The organism is Bacillus sp. V3B (genome assembly GCF_024494465.1).
Taxonomy (GTDB): Bacteria; Bacillota; Bacilli; order Bacillales; family Cytobacillaceae; genus Bacillus_BD.
The window spans coordinates 1-20,346 of the sequence record NZ_JAETXM010000030.1 but is presented as its reverse complement, the minus strand read 5'-3'; the positions used below and the strand labels follow the sequence as shown (position 1 = coordinate 20,346).

At 38.6% G+C, this 20,346-nt stretch carries 16 protein-coding genes and 2 pseudogenes; 2 read left to right on the top strand and 16 right to left on the bottom strand.

The genetic code is table 11. The features are described from left to right. Positions 1 to 130: 130 nt before the first annotated feature. The 16 genes and pseudogenes from flgL to JMM81_RS19920 all read right to left on the bottom strand — a co-directional run bounded on the left by flgL (position 131) and on the right by JMM81_RS19920 (position 17,604). Entirely contained in the window at positions 131 to 1,270 is a 1,140-nt protein-coding gene (flgL, locus tag JMM81_RS19990) for a flagellar hook-associated protein FlgL (protein WP_256243305.1), read from the bottom strand. Between the two features lie 15 nt (positions 1,271 to 1,285). Beyond that, positions 1,286 to 2,965, bottom strand: coding sequence for a flagellar hook-associated protein FlgK (gene flgK / locus JMM81_RS19985; protein ID WP_256243304.1), 1,680 nt, complete (start codon positions 2,963 to 2,965; stop codon positions 1,286 to 1,288). 15 nt (positions 2,966 to 2,980) lie between these two features. Next, positions 2,981 to 3,475: a flagellar protein FlgN gene (locus tag JMM81_RS19980; RefSeq protein WP_256243302.1), complete on the bottom strand. Its 495-nt coding sequence runs from the start codon at positions 3,473 to 3,475 to the stop codon at positions 2,981 to 2,983. 15 nt (positions 3,476 to 3,490) lie between these two features. After that, a complete protein-coding gene (gene flgM, locus JMM81_RS19975) occupies positions 3,491 to 3,751 on the bottom strand; it encodes a flagellar biosynthesis anti-sigma factor FlgM (RefSeq protein WP_256243301.1) in 261 nt (86 codons plus the stop codon). Between the two features lie 153 nt (positions 3,752 to 3,904). Continuing rightward, positions 3,905 to 4,342: a YaaR family protein gene (locus JMM81_RS19970; RefSeq protein WP_256243300.1), complete on the bottom strand. Its 438-nt coding sequence runs from the start codon at positions 4,340 to 4,342 to the stop codon at positions 3,905 to 3,907. Positions 4,343 to 4,528: 186 nt separating this feature from the next. After that, positions 4,529 to 4,783: pseudogene (locus JMM81_RS23190) on the bottom strand (flagellin); the annotation flags it as partial. A 762-nt stretch (positions 4,784 to 5,545) separates the two neighbouring features. Then, positions 5,546 to 5,953: pseudogene (locus JMM81_RS23185) on the bottom strand (flagellin N-terminal helical domain-containing protein); the annotation flags it as partial. A 21-nt stretch (positions 5,954 to 5,974) separates the two neighbouring features. Then, positions 5,975 to 6,373, bottom strand: coding sequence for a flagellar export chaperone FliS (gene fliS / locus JMM81_RS19960; RefSeq protein WP_305367862.1), 399 nt, complete (start codon positions 6,371 to 6,373; stop codon positions 5,975 to 5,977). A 93-nt stretch (positions 6,374 to 6,466) separates the two neighbouring features. Then, positions 6,467 to 6,766, bottom strand: a complete 300-nt coding sequence (locus JMM81_RS19955; protein ID WP_256243297.1) for an EscU/YscU/HrcU family type III secretion system export apparatus switch protein — start codon at positions 6,764 to 6,766, stop codon at positions 6,467 to 6,469. Continuing rightward, complete coding sequence (locus JMM81_RS19950; RefSeq protein WP_256243296.1) at positions 6,763 to 10,854, bottom strand: hypothetical protein; 4,092 nt, start codon at positions 10,852 to 10,854, stop codon at positions 6,763 to 6,765. The genes JMM81_RS19955 and JMM81_RS19950 overlap by 4 nt, the downstream gene beginning before the upstream one ends. Before the next feature lie 263 nt (positions 10,855 to 11,117). Then, entirely contained in the window at positions 11,118 to 11,540 is a 423-nt protein-coding gene (locus JMM81_RS19945; RefSeq protein WP_256243295.1) for a TIGR03826 family flagellar region protein, read from the bottom strand. A gap of 157 nt (positions 11,541 to 11,697) precedes the next feature. After that, positions 11,698 to 12,357, bottom strand: coding sequence for a ComFC family protein (locus JMM81_RS19940; RefSeq protein ID WP_256243294.1), 660 nt, complete (start codon positions 12,355 to 12,357; stop codon positions 11,698 to 11,700). A 213-nt stretch (positions 12,358 to 12,570) separates the two neighbouring features. Further along, the gene (locus tag JMM81_RS19935) at positions 12,571 to 14,190 is read right to left on the bottom strand and encodes an ATP-dependent helicase ComFA (protein ID WP_256243293.1); all 1,620 of its coding nucleotides are present in this window, start codon (positions 14,188 to 14,190) and stop codon (positions 12,571 to 12,573) included. Positions 14,191 to 14,311: 121 nt separating this feature from the next. Next, positions 14,312 to 14,482: a sporulation histidine kinase inhibitor Sda gene (sda, locus tag JMM81_RS19930; protein ID WP_256243292.1), complete on the bottom strand. Its 171-nt coding sequence runs from the start codon at positions 14,480 to 14,482 to the stop codon at positions 14,312 to 14,314. 1,226 nt (positions 14,483 to 15,708) lie between these two features. Then, positions 15,709 to 16,395 (bottom strand): response regulator, encoded by a 687-nt coding sequence (locus tag JMM81_RS19925; RefSeq protein WP_256243291.1) that lies wholly within the window; start codon positions 16,393 to 16,395, stop codon positions 15,709 to 15,711. A 66-nt stretch (positions 16,396 to 16,461) separates the two neighbouring features. Further along, a complete protein-coding gene (locus JMM81_RS19920; protein ID WP_256243290.1) occupies positions 16,462 to 17,604 on the bottom strand; it encodes a sensor histidine kinase in 1,143 nt (380 codons plus the stop codon). 569 nt (positions 17,605 to 18,173) lie between these two features. On the opposite strand from JMM81_RS19920, the gene JMM81_RS19915 reads away from it, so the two are divergent. Beyond that, positions 18,174 to 18,806 carry a YigZ family protein gene (locus JMM81_RS19915; RefSeq protein ID WP_256243289.1) on the top strand — a complete coding sequence of 211 codons (633 nt, stop codon included), beginning with the start codon at positions 18,174 to 18,176 and terminating at the stop codon, positions 18,804 to 18,806. Positions 18,807 to 18,955: 149 nt separating this feature from the next. After that, positions 18,956 to 19,987: an LCP family protein gene (locus JMM81_RS19910; protein ID WP_256243288.1), complete on the top strand. Its 1,032-nt coding sequence runs from the start codon at positions 18,956 to 18,958 to the stop codon at positions 19,985 to 19,987. Positions 19,988 to 20,346 lie beyond the last annotated feature (359 nt).

The window sequence follows — 20,346 nt, the reverse complement described above, 5'->3', positions numbered from 1 at the left end:
TCATCATTTCCTTTTTTTAGTGATTTTAACATGATTAAAAATGGTATTCCACAAACCCTCGAATTCAAGGCCTTTTCACAAATGCTAAAAAAACCCTGTAGAACGCACTCTTCCACAGGATTTTCTTTATTTATCTTAAAAAGTCCATCAACGTTGGTTGAATCAACCGCGCGCCAACAGATAACGAAGCTTTATGCAGGCTTTCTTGTAACGTTAAATCAATCAGAACTTGTTCAAAGTCAATATCTTCGTTTTCGGAAACGGTTTGTGTCGCAATCACTTCCTGCTCAAGAAGGCGGTTATGCACCATCTCCGCTCGGTTCGTTCTTGCACCTAGTTCCGATCTTGTCGAAACAATGTTATCTAGCATTTGATCGAGATATTCAAGCGACTGATTAATATCTGTTCCCTTCGTTTCAGGATCATTGATCATTTTCTTTAATGATTCTAAACCACTAAATAACTCAATCGAGAAAGTCTCATTTGGCTTAATATTAATCGGAAGCTTAACACCCTTCATCACTTCAATCACAACATCTTCCGTATTACTTGAGACCGCACTTTCATGAGAGATAACAAGTTCTTGCCCTTTTAGACTTTTTTGAACGTCTGCAAGTTCACCGTTACGATATTCGAGAGCTTCCTGATATTGATAAGTAACCCCATTTGTTTCTGGATCAACAACCATTTTTTCACCTGTTACTGATAGAAATGTATTACCAGATACATCATTTGGATCATATTTAAACGTTTGACCTTGGTAACTAATCACATAGCCCTCTTTATTTCCTTGATTCATAAATGCATCGAATTCAATATTAATTTGGTTCCCAGTAATTGGTTTCTTATCTGTATCTGTACCACTAAAAATATAAGTATCTCCAACTTTTGTATCTGCTAGAGCCACAAGATGTTCTTGTAAGCTCCCGATTTCGTCCGCAATACTCCTTCTAGCTGTTGGATCATTACTATCATTTGATGCTTGGACCGTTAATTCGCGAATCCGCTGAAGGACTTGACCCGTTTCATTTAGTGTCGAATCAGCATTTTCAAGCCAGTTAAACCCTTCATTTAAATTACGTTTGAACTGACTAATTTCTACCACTTGGCTGCGGTAGTGCATTCCATTCATGGCAACAACTGGGTCATCCGAGGGCTTCGAAATTTTCTTCCCTGTCATCATTTGCTCATTCAGTTTTGAAAGTCTATCATAATTTTGACTTAAATACTTTATGTTGTTGTTTATTAACATTCCTTGTGTAACACGCAAAACCATTCACCTACCTTATCTACCTACTAAACCCATTCTATTGATGATTGTATCGAGCATCTCATCGATTAACGTGATGTTCCGAGCCGCTGCATTATATCCATGTTGAAATTTAATCATATCGTTCATCTCTTCATCTAGCGATACACTACTAATAGACAATCGATTTTGTTCAACGGATTCTTTAAGAACTCCGGCTACTTCAGACATACGATTTGCCTCTGAAGCGTTATCGCCTAATGTCCCTATCATTCCTTGATAAAAGGTTTGAACATTCGTTAAGTTTCCACCGTAAGGAAGAACCATATCTTTTACTTCTGCAAGTGTTTGTGCATTCGATCCATTTCCAATAAAGGCTGTGTCATCTGAATCGACATCTTCAGGTCCTTCGGCAGCAGCAATATGATCTACATCACTCAAGATTCTATCTGACAACTGTATATTTGCGGCAGCCCCTTTTGGATTTTCTGCTGTAAGACCTAGCCCATTAAAAGAGAAAAAGTCTTGCGGATCTCTCGTACCTGTACGGATTTCGATTGGGCTCCATCCAGATTGATGGACTTCGTTAAACTTACTAGCAAAGGTATAGGCCATCACATCTAAATCAGCGAGCATTTCATTATACAGACCTGCGTCTGTTTCAACACCATCCACCGTGCTTTTATATCCATAGCCCTCAATATAGCCTCGTAATCTACCATTTGTATTGAATTGCGAGAGGTCATTTAGTTGATAGATAGGAGAACCGCTATCATCTGCTTCAATTTGTGTCAGTCCTTCAAAGCCTGTTTCATTGTTTTTTAGCTGAAAAAACTTAATTTCTGCTACTGGACTATCTAAGTCTAGTCGATCTTCATATTGAATATGGAAACCGTTAGCACTACCAGTCTCAGAATCAATTAGCTTGATCGCATTATTATTAGCATCTTTGAGTACTTCCCCTTGTGGTGTCGCGAGGTAGATATTATAGAGTCCCTCAGCATTTTGCGAAGAAAGGCCACCGCTAGGCTTTGCCTCGATTTTCACGCTAACCATGGTTGATAATTCATCGATCAAACGATCACGTTCATCGTATAAGTCATTTGGCATATATCCGTGCGGTTCAAGCGAGCCAATTTGCTTATTCACTTGGTTAACTTGACGAAGAATAGAATTAATATTTTGTTCGCTAACATTCATTTCATTTCTGTAGTTCTTTTGGACAGATTGTAATGAACTGTAAATATAACTAAACGTATCCGCCAACGCAATTCCCCGCTGCTTCACAACACGTCTTGCTCCGTTATTTTGTGGTTGTGCCGCTAAATCTTGTAAAGAGTTCCAAAATTGATCTATTGTATGGGCAAGCCCTGTTTCAGAAGGTTCATTCATAATCGATTCCATTTGTGAGAGTTGTTCTGCTCTTGCTTCCCAGTATCCTAGCTTACTAGTCTCTGTACGATATTGCATATCAACAAAGGAATCTCTAATTCTCTGAACATCACCTACCTGTACACCTGTCCCTATTTGACCTGGGATTTGTGGTCGATTGAGGCTGGCAGAAGGAAAAGCCTCTGTTGGCTTTATATTTACCCGTTGTCTCGTATACCCTGGTGTGTTTGCATTGGCAATATTATGTCCAAGTGTAAGCAGTGCTGCTTGTTGGGTACTTAGCGCTCGACGGGCCGTTTCTAGTCCGTGAAAAGTCGAAGTCATTTTTTCTTACCTCCGTTATGCATTTGAATCAAAAAGAGAACGACCATGCGGTTCATAAGGCTGATTACGATCAGGCCGCTCATAATTATACGTATCGATATCAGGTGTTAAAAGATCTATCGACATCTGAACGAATGCCAATGATTGTTCTAATAACTGCTGATTTAGGTCATTCTGTTTCTTGAAGAGTGAGACTTTCTCCACTAATTGTAATTGTAACGTGGTTAATGTTTGTTGGTCTTGTTCTTTTACATGTTGTAGACAATCACGCAAGGTAGGTTGGTCAATCGATATGGAATGGTATTGAAGGAAATTCTTCGCATCGCTCATTAAATCTTTCTGCGCTGCATGAATCAATTTTAGATCGTTCCGTTCATCATTTGTAATCGACTTAAGGGCTTCTACGTCACCTTTTTTTATGATTTCAGTCTTTATCTTTGACTTGTCAAATAGTTCTTCATGTAATGATATAAGCTTTTCTAATGATGTGATGATATTTTTTGTTAACAAAAGATTCCACCTCGACTATTTCATATCCCAAAATGAATACATCTTGCGAGCTACTTCTTGTGGATTTACTTGATATTCACCAGATTCTATTTTGTTTTTTAACTCAGCTACTCTTTCTTTTCTGTCAATTTCTAATTGATTTCCTTTTTGCAGTTGTAAGGCCTCTGATGAAATTTCAATTTTATCTCTTTGTTTGGCTGTTTCAAGTTTATCTATTTTATCCTGCTGCTTATTATAGGGATTGACATTCATCGGTCTGATATTGTTAATTTTCACGTAACTCACCTCTTTCTATATTCATTCCCAATTTTTGAATTTATTTTCTGTGTAATCCGATTTAATTTTATTGTTGTTATTTATATCGGCATATTCCGGAACCTTTTTAGAAGAAAGAGAAAAAAAGTACCCTTTTAGAAGAAAAGCGGTACTTTATGTGTACATATTAATGAGCATTCCTTTAATTTCGCCTACTTTGTTTAGAATGTCTAAGCTCGTTTTCTCTTTATCAAGGACAGTGTTTGTTAAGTCGATCAGTTTGCTATCGATTTCTTTCACAATTTTATAAACTTTTGTCCGGCCACGGCGATTAAAGCCTCGTTGTTCTTCTAGCTGGAGTCCGTTTTGGATCGCTTCTTCCATGAATTCTTTGACCATTCTTTTATATTTACGAAGATGGTCAACGGTTCGCTTTTCGGCAAGTACTTTTCCTTGAACTTCGATTTCGGAAACCATTTTTGTCAGTTTTTCGTGAACGATGTTTGTCCGTCCTTTTGACATGACTTCTTGAAAAGAAATGCTTTCGGTTGGTATGTTTTGTTTGTTTTTGATTCCTTCAAGACCTGCTTTGCCGACCTTTTGGACATCCATGTTCTTCCCGCCTTTATGATTGGATTGATCTATTGTTACATAATTACTAGGGTTTTGATCTCTTAATGAAAGTTATCTTTTTGTTGTTATTTTATCATATTAAAAAAAGAAAAGAGAGGGCATGTCCGTATGATCGGGACATTCCTCTCTTTTTGGGTAAGCATATTTTGTAAAAGTCGTGAAAGTTTATCCTTGTAATAATTGTAGGACGCCCTGTGGTAATTGATTGGCTTGTGAGAGCATCGCTTGGGCTGACTGGTTAAGGATATTATTCTTCGTGAACTCAGTCATTTCGAGTGCCATATCTGCATCTCGGATCCGTGATTCAGCTGCTGTTAGGTTTTCACTTGTTACTTGTAGATTATTAATCGTATGCTCAAGACGATTTTGAGTTGCACCTAGTTTTGAACGTGTTGATGAGATTTGGTTAATCGCTTGTTCAATTTTGAAGATGGCATCATTGGCATCATCATGAGAAAGCACATTTATGTTTTCGATCCCTAATTTAACCGTACTTAGTTGTGGAACATCAATATAAAGATTTTGCCCTGTGTTTGCTCCTATTTGGAAAGCCAACGCTTTATTTGTGAGTTGGAATCTAGATGTTTCAGCCTTAGCACTAGCACCAAATTCCATTTCTAGTCCACCATGGTTAATTAGTCCATTTTTAGATATGATTTCCTTTTCAAAAGTAATCGGTGTAAGACTTGATGTAAGAGGGTTGGCAGGATCGCTAACTCTTGATACTGTCACATTCATTTTTCCCTCTACCTGTATTTTAGCTGTACCATTACCTGTAATTAATGTTGTATCAACAGTAACCTTTTTTCCTGTTTCTGTACCAATTATTAGATCTTTCCCTTCTACAGAACCAATTTCCTCTGCACTTGAACCAATTAAGAAACCATCTGGATCAAGTACTTCAATCGTAGCACTACTTGTATCTGAATTATATTTAGATACTACAATTGTATACTCACCAAACCCAAGTTCTGCACTATCTGTAGAATTAACATCTAGTACGTTTGCCACATTTATTCCTGCACCATTTTGAGTTAATTCATTAACGATTGATACATCCGCTGTGGTGATAGCATAAGGTCCTGTTTCTAGTGCAGAGTCCGTAACAACGGGCACATCTTTAATATTTGTGTTAGCTTGTTCACCAGTTAAAAATTGTGTTTCCGCCGCACTTGAACCATCCAATAATTTACGAGTATTAAACTCAGTTTTTGTAGCAATACTATCAATTTCTTTTAATAACTGATCAACCTCCAATTGAATGGATTCTCGATCTGATGTCGTATTCGTATCGTTTGCTGCTTGGACCGATAGTTCGCGCATACGTTGTAGCATGGAGTGAACTTCTGTCATCGCTCCTTCAGCCGTTTGCATTAATGATATACCATCTAAAGAGTTACGTTCTGCTTGTTTAATACCACGGATTTGTGAGCGCATTTTTTCCGAGATGGCAAGACCTGCGGCATCGTCAGCAGCACGATTGATACGGAGTCCTGATGATAGTTTTTCTAGGTTTTTTGATGTATTTGTTTGATTTTGATATAAATTACGGTATGCATTTAATGCTTGAATATTATGGTTAATTTTCATTTTTCGTATCTCCTCTTTAAATTACTGATCTATTAGAACATTTTTCTCGTAAGCCATTGCTCTTTTTCTATTTTGCGTAATTTGTTTTGCGGGTTTTTTTAATGACTCATTCCATGCTTGAGAAATATCCTCAAGGATCCTGATTACTTCTTTAATAATGATAGGGTCCTTTTTAAGATTGGCTTCAATAAGTTTATCTGCCATGTAGTTATAAATCATATCGAGCTGGTCAGCAATAATGCCTGCTTCGTAGTTCAAACCCGCTCCTAGACGTTGTAAGATGTCATTCGCCTTTTGTAATTTATGGTTAGCAAGAACGTAGTCTTTGCTATTTATGTTTTCAATTGCTTCTTCTAAACTCGTTAAGCAAGCTTCATATAATAAAGCTGTAATTTCTTGTGATGATTTTTGGTAGATCATTTCTTTTGTTAAGAAGTCGGACACGCTGTGTACACCTCCAAATTGATTCTATATTCTTTATCGGCTAATTCGTAAAAGTGTTTATATTATTTTTTAATAGTTTTTTTCTATTTCTTCAATCAACAAGAGAACTTCCGCCATGACCGAATAGAGTTGTGGCGGAATATTATCCCCCAAGTCCATATCTAAGAGATTGGCAACGAGAGTCGAGTCTTCTTGCATATGAATATTATTTTTTTCGGCTAGTTCAATAATTTGTTGGGCAACAAGACCTTTTCCTGATGCTACAACAATAGGTGATTTCCCATTTTCCTCATCATATTTAATGACGGCTGCTTGTGGACCGTTGATTTCCTTACGCTTTTTTTGGTTATAAAAATTAGAAACTTTCATATGGTGAAGTTCATTCCTTTCTCGTTGAAGATTTGCCTTGTTTCTTTCACTTGTTTCATTTCGCTTCCTAGTTCTTCCTGTGAAACGGATTGGCTACGAACAGGATTCATTTTGGCAAAATTGATACTTGAGACGTTATAGCCTACTTCCTGAAGTTTCTCTTTCGTGAAGCTTGCTAGTGGTTCTATTTTTTCTTTAAAGCCTGGCAGATCATTTTTGATCGTGATGGATAGATTTCGGTCTGTTGAATTAAGGAGAATTCCGACGTCACCTAGTTTTTTTGTTTCTAATAAAAAGTAAAGGTTACAGTTTTCCCATTCGACTTGCTGTCCTTCATTCTTCGAATTAATGAACACTTGTAGATTTTCTGGCTTTCCACCTAACATGAGGGGAAGATTGAAAAACATACTTTGTAAGGTCCCACTTGCATCTGATTTACTTAGTAATTGTTGGCCCGTTAGGTTCGTTAAGGCTTGTTCTGCTTGTTGAGTGATTTTCGGATTGTTTTCCTGACCTTCTCCTTGTGCCAATTTCATTAGTACTTCTTTTAAGTTTTGTTGCTGTTGTTGTTCTTGCTGGGATTGACCGTTTTTATGAAAGACAAGGGAATTGGCGACATCACTTTCATGGTTTAGTCCAAGGGAGCGAACCGTTTCATACATTTGTCGTGCGGATGGTTCTTGGTTTAAGGTTCCATGTGTTGCTTCACTGTATTGTGATAGCATTTGTTGCTTTGGTGTGCTATTGCCTAGTAACGTACTTTCTTTGTTCACGTAGTGCATGACTTTTTGTTCGGATGGTTTGAAAATGAGTTTATCAATTAATGTTTTGACTTCGTTGACGATTCTCCCCGCTTCCGCATGATCACCTTTTGCTAGTAGTTTTTTTGCGTCTGCTAACTGGGAGCTGGCATTCATGAGTTGCTTTTCTGTTTTCATGTCGGTGAACAGCATCATATCGCTTTTTAAAATGGCGTTATCTAGTTTACTGATGGCTGTTTCGAGCATTTGTTTTGCTTGTGGATAGGCATTTTTCTTGAATGTGTTGATGACCCGCTCGACACTGTCAAGGTTTCTCGTGATTTCTCGTTTTAGTTCACGGAAGTCATGGGTGGCTTGTGCTAGTTTTTCGGTTACTTTTGTGACTAAGATGTCTTTTGATTGAATGTTTAATGATTGTAATTGTTCGTTTAGTTCGTATTGCATTTGTTCTTGTAACGATTTTTGTTCCATATTGATCTTGGGCTCTGTTTTGGCTAATTGTTGCTGTATTTCTGTTAGTTCTTTTGTTATATGTTGACGGGCTCCCATTTCTCGGCCTTTATCTTGTAGTTGTGTGGCTTGGTTTAGTGCTTTTTCCGCTTTATCAATTGTGTTTAAGTCGATGTCTGGGTTGCTTGTGATTTCTTTTCGTACTTGGTCAAGTGCTTTTTCTAGGTTTGGTTCTCGTTGGAGTTGCTTTAAGGCTTGGTTGATTGATTCCGATGGACGGATACTATTTGTTTTTGCTTGTTCCACCATTTCTGGGTTTTTGGTTAGACTGTTTTGTTGTTGTGAATGATTGATGGTCTGTTGTTCTTTTTGGGTTGTGCTAGAAACGTTTTGTGGTGCTTTATTTGGTTCTATTGTTGTTTCGACTTGTTGAAGCATTTTTGTTAGACGATCACGACCTGCTTGGTCTAGTTGGTTTGCTTGGTTGGCTAGGCGTTCGATATTGCGTGTTGTTTCTGGGTCGATATGTTTGTTATTTGTGACTAGGTCTTGGACTTTTTGTACGATTTTTTTGGTATCGGGCTCGATTTGTATTTGTTCACGTACTCTTTTGATTGATTCTCTTAGTTGGGAATCTTGTGTCGGTTGTGTTGCTTGTTGTGTCGGTTGCGCTGGTTGGCGAGTTTCGATTTGTTTTAGGTCTACTTCTGCTTTTGTTAATGCTTGTTGGACTCGATCTCGACCTGCTGTTTCTTGACCTACCCGCTGAAGCTGGGTTGCTTCTTTTAAGGCTTGTTCTACTTTTTGCGCTACTTCTCGATCCATTTTCGGGTTAGTAACGACTTGGTCTCTTACTTTTTCCACAGCTCTTTGTAAGTTTGGTTCATTTTGGACTTCTGTTCTTGCTTGTTTTACTACTTCGCTTAGGCGTGGTTCGATTGTTTCTTGATTAATTTGTGATGGCTGAACTTGTTGCGTTGGTTGACGAGTTTCGTTTTGTTTTAGGTCTACTTCTGCTTTTATTAATGCTTGTTGGACTCGATCTCGACCTGCTGTTTCTTGACCTACCCGCTGAAGCTGGGTTGCTTCTTTTAAGGCTTGTTCTACTTTTTGCGCTACTTCTCGATCCATTTTCGGGTTAGTAACGACTTGGTCTCTTACTTTTTCCACAGCTCTTTGTAAGTTTGGTTCACTTTGGACTTCTGTTCTTACTTGTTTTACCACTTCACTTGGACGTGGTTCTGCTGGAACTCTATCTATTTGAGTAGCTTGAGCTTGTTGTAGACGTTCTCGGCCTGTTGATTCTCTACCTATTTGTTGGAGCTGTACCGCTTCTTTTAGTACTTGTTCTACTCTTTGCGTTACTTCTCGGTCCATTTTTGGATTAGTAACGACTTGCTCTCGCACTTTCTCTACAGCACGTTGTAAGTTTGGTTCATTTTGGACTTCTGCTCTTACCATTTTTACCATTTCGCTCGGACGTGGTTCCGTTGTGCTACGCTCAACTTGAGGGCCCGAACTAGCTTTTTCTTGTACCGAATCTACTTGTTGGTTGGCTCTTCTTTCAGCCTGATCAACCGTATTCTGTACATCGGTTAACACTCGGCTTAGCACTTCTTTCCCGGTCGTAATCCGTCCTTGTCTGCCGAGAGAACTCGCTTCATTTAAGACACGATCTACTTTCTCCGCTACTTCTTTCGAAAAGCGTGGATTCTCTACGATTTGCTCTCTTATTTTATCAATCGATCTATTGATATTAGGATTCTTTGAAACTTCTATTTTTAAATCATTGACTACAGTGGTTAACTTTACTTCCTGACTACGATTTGCAGAAATAGCATTGGGTTGACTGACAGATGAACTCGTTTGAACAGGAGACTGCTCTTTTTTTAGCAACTGATCTTCTGCGCCTTTTAACGCTTGTACAAGACGTTCTTTCCCAATGGACTGTAGCTTTTCAGCTTCCTGTGCAGCTTTTTCAATTTTCTGCGCAAGTTCACGATCTATTTTTGGATTTTTGATAATCTCTTCTCTTACTTGTGTAATTGCCCTTTTTAAATCGGGCTCTTTTTCAAAGGTTTCACGACTCTTTCGAACAAGACTACTCAGTTCGGAAGTATTCGTTGTTGGGGCACTTTGCGTACTTTGGGAAGGCTTTATGCTTTCAGAAACAGTCTTATTTAAACTTTTCTCAACTACAGGTTGATTCCCAGTCTCTTTCAAAGTCGACGCAGGCACATTTTCCTTTTGCGGAACCGGGTTAGACTGTTTTCCACTTGGTCTTTCTGTTTTTTCCAATTTAAATGCTGGATCGATTTCTTTTGCAATATTTGATAACACTTCGTTTAATGGCTTGCCATGTAACGCTTCATGGACGGCACGAAGTTGGGGAAGGGTTGCTTCTAATCTTTTGTTCGCTAAAGCTCGAACGGTTTCCATTTTTGAATCACGCGTTCCATTTGGTTGATCCATAAATGCTTTGAGTTCGCCAACCGCTTCTTTTGACAATGGCGATCCTTTATCAAGCAGGATTCTCACAGCTTGTTTTAAATCTGCTTCGCCTTTCCCTGTTAACCCAAGACTCGTAAAAACCTTTTCCTCACTGGATGCGGTTTTCACGTTTTCGGTTGTGATCGTTTTGACGTTGACCATTTGATCGCTCCCACCATCGACTAAAACGGTGACACGATTTTCAGTTGCAGGAACCCCCTCTGAAAACTTGGCATGAACTTCTTTTCCTCTTATATGTAAAATAGCATCTGTGCTATTTAACTTTTCTTTGATAGACGCCCGATACACTTCCCCCTTTTTCAACTCAAGAGGGGCATCGGATGTCGCTGAGCGCTGATGATGAATGATTTGCTGGTTAATCTGCATATGTTCCACTCCCGTACAATCACATTCTCTACATTTACTATCGGTAAAATTTTAATAATATTTAATCATGCCAAAAACTACCAACAAATAAAAAAGGACATCTATAGTAGATATCCGTAATGACTAGACTTATATATTTATCTATCTTGTAAAGATTACCGCTTTTTCTATATTACGAATGACTATTAAAAAATGTTTCCCCATTCATTTAACGTTTTTATCCAACGAGTAATTTTTTTAGAGATAACGAACCTATAGGATGATTAATCTCGATTTTTTATTCCATTCGCTAAATAAGTTCCTCGCTCCCGCTCTAGCAATTCTTGCTTACGCTCTTCTTCCTTCTCATGCAGCGCCATTTCTTCTCTTAAATCATTTGTACAGTCCCCACACAGCTTCCCTGTACGAATCATGTTTCCACATTTGTCACAAGGATAGCCAAGGTTTGGAAATTGGGCTGTTTTTAAGCGTCCGGTTTTGATGAACTTGATTAGTAGATTTTCGTCCACACCGGTTGCTTCGACAACTTGGCGAAGCGTTGCCATTCTATTTTGACGCTTCCGAATGAATTGGTAAACGATTTCATAAATCTTTTCTTCTTCTTTCCAACACCCCTCACAAATATCACGAAATTTATTTTTGACCATAAGATTTCCACAACTTGGGCAATTGACTACATCCGGCATTAGACTAATCTCCTTTTATATGCATTCATTCTCTGCTCACAACGCAGATTCGAAATTTGATTATTTACTCTTATTATATAGGATTTATTACCCATTGTGGGAGAATTTTTGTAGGTCTTGTTATTTATATTCCATTCGTTTGAAAAAGATCCCCCCTTTAGCCTCGCGCAATGGTGATAGATGTAACCGTGGTAGCGCCATGATTAACTAATACTTTTGCCGCATGCCTGAGGGTGGAGCCTGTTGTGTAAATATCATCAATTAGGAGGATTCTTTTCTCTTCAAGTGTAGTCGGTTCAAGTTGAAAAACTTGTTGAACGTGAATCCGTTCTTTTCGTGACTTTTTTGATTGCTTTTCTGAATGGGTACGCTTTAAAAGGTTCGTTGGCTGAAGACCGGCTTCGTTTATGAGTGCTTCAGCTTGGTTAAAGCCCCGCTCCTGCAATCGTTCCGGACTTAGTGGGATGGGTACGATTAGATCTACTTGTCGTCCAGTGAGTTTCTCTAGTAAACTCTCTGAAAAAACTTTCGCCAAGATATAATCCCCACGGAATTTAAACTGGGCAATGACTTCCTGGAGGAAATCATTATAGAAGAACAAGGATTGATTCTTCTCCAAACAACCAGCCCATTTCGGATCGTCTTCCCAGCGAACACAGTCGTAACAAGTATCACCCCGAATAAAGCGATCATCGAGTCTATCAAAAGGTCGGTCACAAATCCGACAAGTCACACCTTCAATTTCCTGCAGCTTGTCTTTACATGTCGGGCAAAGGGTTCTTTTCTTCTCTTCAGAAATCAAATTATTCCATCCCATCTTCGAGATGATCTCCCCAAAACAAATAAGACAATAGTCGCTCATGTATGGATCAGTCCTTTTTGTAAAATATGAATTTATTGAGAGAGACGCTATTTTTGATTAGACTCTCTTTTAAAAAACTAGATAAGTAGATTTTCTGTTGATTTTTCCCATGATTATCTAATAACAGATATGATAAAACTACGGATATCTTTATTTTTATTGGATAAATCAATCATCAATCAACCCTTTTTGCCTTGCTTCTTTATTCATGAGGATGATTTGGCGGCGGGCTTTGACCATGTTATCGGTTTTTCCATAATGAAAAAAGGTAATGTCTCCACTTGGGTGGTCGGAACTACGACCGACACGGCCAGCAATTTGGACAAGAGCACTTTCAGTAAAAATACGGTCCTCTGCCCCGAAAACAGCGACATCTATGTTTGGAAATGTCACCCCTCGTTCTAAAATGGTTGTCGTTAATAGAAGAGGAATTTCTTTTTGACGCATCGCTTGAACTTTTTCTTTTCGTTTCGGATCTTCAGAATGAACAGCTTCAATATTTGGATGTATTTTTTGGAGGAGGGGGAGTAGTTTTTCCATTAATTCAATGCGTGGAAAGAAAAGAAGTGCTTGTTTTTCGATAAGAATTCGTTTTTGAATCCACTGAAGAATGTTTGGTGGTAACTTTCCTTTTTTCAATTTTTTTCCCCAGTTACCACACCAAACAAACTGGGGTACAGGCAAGGAATAGCGATGGAAACGAGCGGGAATGGTCACAAACGGCCTTTTACCTGTCCGACATTCTTTTTGCCATTTCTCATTCGGTGTCGCGGTTAAATAAACAATCGAAGAATTGGGTTTGCGGGCCTGTTCGACTGCGTATTGCAATGATTCGTCGACGGAATAAGGAAAGGCGTCGACCTCGTCCAAAATCAATACGTCAAAGGCTTGATAGAATCGTAACAGTTGGTGGGTCGTAGCAATAGTCAAAGGGGCAAACAGATGACGGTCTTCACTCCCGCCATACAACGCAGCAACAGGGATGTTCGGAAAAACCTTTTTCAGACGGGGAGCGAGTTCCAATACAACATCGGTTCTCGGCGTCGCGAGACACACGCGCTTTCCTTCTAGTAAAGCAGCATTGATTCCTTTAAATAGCACCTCCGTTTTCCCTGCTCCACATACAGCCCATACGAGTAAAGAGTCTGACTGACGAACAGCTTCAACAACTCTATCTGAAGCAAATTTTTGCCCAGCTGCTAAAGTACCCGACCACTGGAGAAATGAAGAAATATTTGTGGTTAATACTGGATCACTATTTGCCTCTAGTAATCGTTGTTTTATTTCAATTGATGAGGCTGTTTCTTTGCCTTGTTGCTGGTTTAATTCCATTAGCGAGAGGACTTCTTGATTTTGTTGGGGTTCCAAGACTCTAGTCCCTGCCCAGCTGACGAGTGGTGTACATGTGCTTGTTCTCCCCATCATGATGCATTTTCGGCAATAGATACATTCTTCACGACATCTCACACATGAAAAAGCAGCAAATAGATGAGGATCCTGGTTTCCGCAGCGGACACATGTCGGTTTGTTCTGTTCGATCACAATGCTTTTTCGATAATAGAGATAGCCGTTTTCGTAGTGAGATTGAATACTCGTTAAGGAAAAAGGAAGATCTTCGAGGAGAAGTTGTTTTCCAGCTAGTATTTGTTGCAGGTTTTTATTGTAGGGATAATCAAGGTTCAGTGAAAGTCGGGGGAGATTCTCGATCTGTGAAATGGGTAGTGTTTCTTTTTCTGTGGTCAACAATGGTTCAGGGATCAGTTTCCCATTACTACAGGCAAATCGCATTAGGTCACCTCTTATGAAGAATCAATCAAACGTTTGATTGATAGGTCTGTTCTATTTTTATCATTCAATCAAACGTTTGTTTAACGCTTATGTTCGATTAAAATTCTTTTGCCTTTTAACTTCAAGCATAGGCAGTTTTTAACAGTGGACGATTGTCTAGCCCCTTTTTTATTTGCCTGTTCTTTAGTTCAACTTGTAGTTGGTCAATAAATTCCTGTTCAAGATTTATTTCAATGGCGTGATTGTAAGCTTTCCATAATTCCTTATCGGTTAAAGCCGCTAACCCCTTCAACTCTTTCCCTCCTCATAGGTATCTGTTATTATTTTACTAATTTAATCTAATAATGGAAACAAAATAAGCTATTTGTCATTATTATTTCATAATTAGCCTGTATGATATACTTCCAAATTGCCCTATGAGAGAAGCGTTAAAAAAATTCTTGTTTTTTTATTCGATTATGTTAAATAATCGTATTGTTGCTTATAAATCTTTGGTGTATGCGCCATTTATCAACAATAATGATTAACACAATTTATTATCAAATTCGCCCCGCCGAATTTGCGCCCGGATTTTTATCACGCTTCAGAAAGCCACATCCTGTGGCTTTCGCCTGACTAGGACGTCCTGTCCGTCGTCGAGCTCGATAAATGACCTTTAAAAAATCGAAAGGCTCGCCGGAGGCTTAACTTCATTCAGCCAGGGTTTGAACCCCCACTGAATCAGAGAGCTTTTTGCATTCATCCCCCACTTACAGAAGTGGAGGACTTCTGTACCTGTCGCAAGCTTTCGGTACAAAAAGCATTTGCTGAATGAAGTTAAAAAAAGATATCCCCATGATTCTCAGTCAGTTATCCTCCATTTTCAAGTATATGGTGCGTATTTATCCACAATTTTAGAAATGGTTGATATGAATCGTCTTATACAGGGATTATCTTTCAATTTGTCCCCAACTATTAACACGTTTATCACAATATATCCACTGTATATAAAACATTATCCACAAGATTTATCCACTTATCCACAATCAGGTGATGAAGGAAACAAATTCATCTGATCAAATTCGCCCCGCCGAATTTGCGCCCGGATTTTTATCACGCTTCAGAAAGCCACATCCTGTGGCTTTCGCCTGACTAGGACGTCCTGTCCGTCGTCGAGCTCGCTCGATAAATGACCTTTAAAAAATCCGAGGCATCCGCCGGAGGCTTAACTTCATTCAGCCAGGGTTTGAACCCCCACTGAATCAGAGAGCTTTTTGCATTCATCCCCCACTTACAGAAGTGGAGGACTTCTGTACCTGTCGCAAGCTTTCGGTACAAAAAGCATTTGCTGAATGAAGTTAAAAAACAAGGCTTTGTTAATAATGAATGTTGACATATTGCCTTTGGAATATGTGGGCATGCGTTTTATTCGAATGAATAACGTCATGCACACGTACTCCAAAGGCAATAAAGATATCAACAAGGCTATTGAACAAAGCCAAAACAAAAAAACACCCCCCAAATGGAGAGTGCGTAGATTTATCTTACTTCGACCCAGCCCTTTTTAATGGCTTCAACGACTGCTTGTGTCCGGTCATTTACATTCATTTTTTGTAAAATATTACTCACATGGTTCTTAACTGTCTTTTCACTAATGAAAAGGGCCTCACCGATGCCACGATTGCTTTTTCCATCAGTCAACAGTTGGAGGACTTCACATTCGCGACGCGTTAATAAATGAAGCGGACGACGTACTTCCATTTGTAGAATATACTGATTTCCACCCGATTTCTCAGCGGATAAACGTCGATATTCATTTACAAGATTATGTGTCACTCTTGGGTGCAGATACGATCCACCGACAGCTACCACCTTTACAGCTTCAATCAATGCATCTGCATCCATTTCTTTTAGTAAATAACCACTTGCCCCTGTCTGTAATGCATGGGTAACATAGTTTTCGTCATCATGAATAGACAAAATAATAACCTTTGAGTTTGGATACTTCTCTACTAGCTGACGAGTGGCCTCAATCCCATTGATTGTCGGCATATTAATATCCATTAGCACGACATCGGGCTCGTGCTCTTCCACGAGTTCAAGGGCTTCATTACCGTCATTCCCCTCAGCTACTACCTGAAAGGTTTTTTCAAATTCGAGTATTCTCTTAACCCCTTCTCTGAATAACTGGTGATCATCTATAATTACTATTTTAGTTGTCAACATAATCCGCCTCCCTAAAAAACATCTTTCTTATTTCTTTTCTATTTTTTTAGCCTATCTATAAAATCCTTAATCCGCTAATGGTACTTGAATTAAGACGACGGTTCCCTTTCCAACTGTAGAATCAATCGAAAGTTGGCCTTCTAAAATCTCGACTCTTTCTCGCATTCCAATCAAACCAAAGGAGTTAGACTTCCTTTTATTGATATCAAAGCCTTTTCCATTATCTCGAATGACGACAGTAAGTTGGTTTCTTGTAATTTCCAGTTTCACAACCACTTCTTTTGCCTCCGCATGCTTCATTGCATTTTGGACCGATTCCTGAATTAAGCGAAAGAGCGCCACTTCATATTTTGCCGGAAATCGCTTCGTTTCTCCGATACACGTAAACTGAATAGTGGATTGATTAAAATACTCTTCAGTCGTTTTTAAATATTTTTTCAACGTTGGCACTAAACCTAAGTCATCAAGGGCCATTGGTCGCAAGTCATAAATAATATGACGAACCTCATAGAGGGCATCACGAACCATTTTCTTCATATCCCTGATCTCAGCCATGGCTTCGTCAATCCCACGTTGCTGATACGTTCGTTCAATTAAATCAGAACGTATCATCACATTCGCGAGCATTTGTGCAGGGCCATCATGTATTTCTCTTGAAAGCCGTTTGCGTTCTTCTTCTTGAGCTTCAATAATTTTCAAACCAAAATCTTGTTTTTGTTTCGCATCCTCTAACACTTCACCAATTTGTTTTAAATCACTCGATAAGTAATTCAAAACGACAGTTATTTGCGAGACAAGGTGATCCGCACGTTCAATGGTTTCTGACAAACCGTATATCCTACGTTCTAAATCATCACGACGTTCACGCAACTGCTTTTCCATTTGCCGATTCATGGAGAGATCCGTTTGGATTTTATGGGCCTTCTCGTACGCCTCTCGGACTTCAGATTCATCATAGTCATTAAAGTGCTGACTTACTTCCGAGAGTCGCCTCCTTGAAAACCTAGACTCTTTATCAAGCTGATCTCCTTCAGAAATCGTATCTCGAACGGCCTGTTTTATTTCCTTTAGTTCATCTGTTAAAAGTTCAAAGTCTTGTCGGCACGTTTCTCCAATTTGAAGGATTTCACTTTTACTGCTGCCAACTGTCTCCATCATTTTTTCAAGAATTTTATCAAGTGCTTTTGTATCAAACTTCTTTATGTTCAACGTGAATTCCCCCAGAGGACACAAGAACTTTTCACCTATTTTACCGTGAAAGACGAAAATAGGGTTCTATAAGTTTCTTAATAGTTAAAAAATCGTTAATTAGATATAGTACACTTGCGCTTCACCTATGTCTTATATCCTATTTTACACCAAAACAAACCGTCTATATCATAGTACTTCGTTCATTATTAAAAGTTTTTGTCCGTATCTTTTTAAATTTAAAAAAATTTATTTTATAATTAGGTTCATTATACCATGCAAAAAAGACAGCCATATTAAAGTTTAATTACATTCTGATTGTAAATTGATGTTAAGAACATTGTCGTTTTATAATAGAAGAAGCATCCATTCTACAAATTACACTAGAATCCAGCACGGTTGCTCTAAGAAACATGCAAGGAGTCTAGAGCTAGACCGCTATCACGGTTCAGAAAAATTATACTTTTTTACCTGAAAAAGCCATTTAATGAGTAAAATTGACCAAAGAGCTTAGAAGAATCGAGTGAATACGATTAGAACTATCGTTTTATATGACATAGTTTTTACAAAAGAACGAAAGGAGTGGTACTATGTTGCCCTACTATTATACAGTCAAAGGAAACGGCGAACATGAAATCGTCATTCAAAAGTCGCGTTTCATTGCCCATGTGGCAAGAGTCGAAACAGAAGAGGCCGCACAAGCATTTATCCAATCCATTAAGAAAGCAAACTGGAACGCTACCCATAATTGCTCAGCCTATTTAATCGGGGAAAACGACCAAATCCAAAAGGCTAATGACGACGGTGAACCGAGTGGCACAGCAGGTGTTCCGATACTTGAAGTGTTAAAAAAGAAACATTTAAAGGATACAGTTGTCGTGATTACTCGTTATTTCGGTGGCATTAAGCTCGGTGCAGGCGGCCTGATTCGCGCTTATGGAAAAGCGACTTCAGAAGGAATTGAGGCGACTGGTGTCGTTGAACGGAAACTGACGAGAGTCATGTCAACGACAGTCGATTATACGTGGCTCGGCAAACTCGAAAATGAATTGCGTTCCTCGGTGTATGCCATCAAAGAGATTCATTATCTTGATAACGTTGTGATTGAGACGTATGTCGAGGAAAGTGAAGTCCAAAGTTTTGTTGATTGGATGGTCGAGTTGACGAATGGACAAGGAGAGATCAGTCAAGGAGAGGTTGTTTATTTGGAAAAAACAATATAGTAAAACTTCCATTGGAAGGTTTTACTATATTAATAATGAATCAATTTACGCTATTCTACTAAAACTATAAAAAATTCCATTTTACGAAATGATAAAAAGGCTGTAAAATAAGGGTTAGCTCATATTTTGTAGAAATAAGGAGAAACTTAATGAACAATAGGCGTTCTATAAAAGTCAATCAAAGAAATTCCCGAAGAAAAAAAAGGGTTATTAAATGGCTTGTTATACCGCTCTTAGTAATAGCTATAAGTGCTCTTAGTTACGGTACTTTCCTATATAATAAAGCACAAACTGCTATGGAGGATTCTTATGACCCTATCGATCGAATATCTTCTAAACGGAACGGTGTAGTAAACCCAGATATTGATAATATTTCTGTTTTATTTATTGGTGTCGATGATAGTGAAAAGCGGGGGTTTAGCACCAATGCAAGATCGGATGCTTTAATGCTAGCAACCTTCAATGAAAAGGCTAAATCTATCAAACTACTAAGTATTCCTCGAGATTCATATGTTACTATTCCAGGTCGTGGTCAGGATAAGATTACACACGCCCACGCATACGGAGGACCCCTTTCAACAATTGAAACAGTTGAAGAACTATTAGATATCCCTGTTGATTTTTATGTCAAAATGAACTTTAATGCATTCATTGATATTGTTGATGCGTTAGATGGGATTACGGTAGACGTTCCTTATGCATTTTCAGAACAGGACTCTAAAGACCGTCAAGATGCTATTAGCTTCCAAGAAGGATTACAACATTTAGATGGAGAAGAAGCTCTAGCATTGGCCCGTACTCGTAAACTGGATAGCGATATTGAACGCGGCAAACGTCAACAAGAAATCCTAAAAGCCATTATTAATAGAGCGGCTTCCGCTGGCTCCATTACGAAATATGGTGATTTAATTGATGCTGTGGGTAATAATATGGCAACCGATTTGTCTTTCGCCCAGATGAAATCCTTTATTGATTATGTGATAGCCGGTACTTCTTTAAATATAGAAACATTAACCTTAACAGGACAAGATCTTTACCTTTCTAACTATAATGGAAATAGAGTCTATTATTATCAATTGGATGAAGAAAATTTATGGACAATCCAAACTACTTTAAAGTCACATTTAGATTTAACACAAGTAATGACTTCGGGTGAAACAACAGAATCAATGGGTTATTAATGTAGTAAGTAACCCACTATAAAAAAAGATTCATACGTCATGTATGAGTCTTTTTTTGTACCATCATGACTCCTTTTTACTTTGCTTTCCTAATTCCTTCATAACATCACGATATATTTAGCTGTTTATGATGCTGTTGAACAAACGAAAAAAGCTCCGATTCCTTAACTAAACTTAAGAAATCGAAGCTTGTTTAAAGTAATCAAATTCGCCCCGCCGAATTTGCGCCCGGATTTTTATCACGCTTCAGAAAGCCACATCCTGTGGCTTTCGCCTGACTAGGACGTCCTGTCCCTCGTCGAGCTCGCTCGATAAATGACCTTTAAAAAATCGAAAGGCTCGCCGGAGGCTTAACTTCA

Bases quoted from the DNA above. Each gene is read 5' to 3' on its own strand.
- flgK (WP_256243304.1), bottom strand. From the start codon at position 2,965: ATGACTTCGACTTTTCACGGACTAGAAACGGCCCGTCGAGCGCTAAGT.
- JMM81_RS19970 (WP_256243300.1), bottom strand. From the start codon at position 4,342: ATGGATGTCCAAAAGGTCGGCAAAGCAGGTCTTGAAGGAATCAAAAAC.
- fliS (WP_305367862.1), bottom strand. From the start codon at position 6,373: ATGATCTACCAAAAATCATCACAAGAAATTACAGCTTTATTATATGAA.
- JMM81_RS19955 (WP_256243297.1), bottom strand. From the start codon at position 6,766: ATGAAAGTTTCTAATTTTTATAACCAAAAAAAGCGTAAGGAAATCAAC.
- JMM81_RS19950 (WP_256243296.1), bottom strand. From the start codon at position 10,854: ATGCAGATTAACCAGCAAATCATTCATCATCAGCGCTCAGCGACATCC.
- JMM81_RS19945 (WP_256243295.1), bottom strand. From the start codon at position 11,540: ATGCCGGATGTAGTCAATTGCCCAAGTTGTGGAAATCTTATGGTCAAA.
- JMM81_RS19940 (WP_256243294.1), bottom strand. From the start codon at position 12,357: ATGGGATGGAATAATTTGATTTCTGAAGAGAAGAAAAGAACCCTTTGC.
- JMM81_RS19935 (WP_256243293.1), bottom strand. From the start codon at position 14,190: ATGCGATTTGCCTGTAGTAATGGGAAACTGATCCCTGAACCATTGTTG.
- JMM81_RS19925 (WP_256243291.1), bottom strand. From the start codon at position 16,395: ATGTTGACAACTAAAATAGTAATTATAGATGATCACCAGTTATTCAGA.
- JMM81_RS19915 (WP_256243289.1), top strand. From the start codon at position 18,174: ATGTTGCCCTACTATTATACAGTCAAAGGAAACGGCGAACATGAAATC.
- JMM81_RS19910 (WP_256243288.1), top strand. From the start codon at position 18,956: ATGAACAATAGGCGTTCTATAAAAGTCAATCAAAGAAATTCCCGAAGA.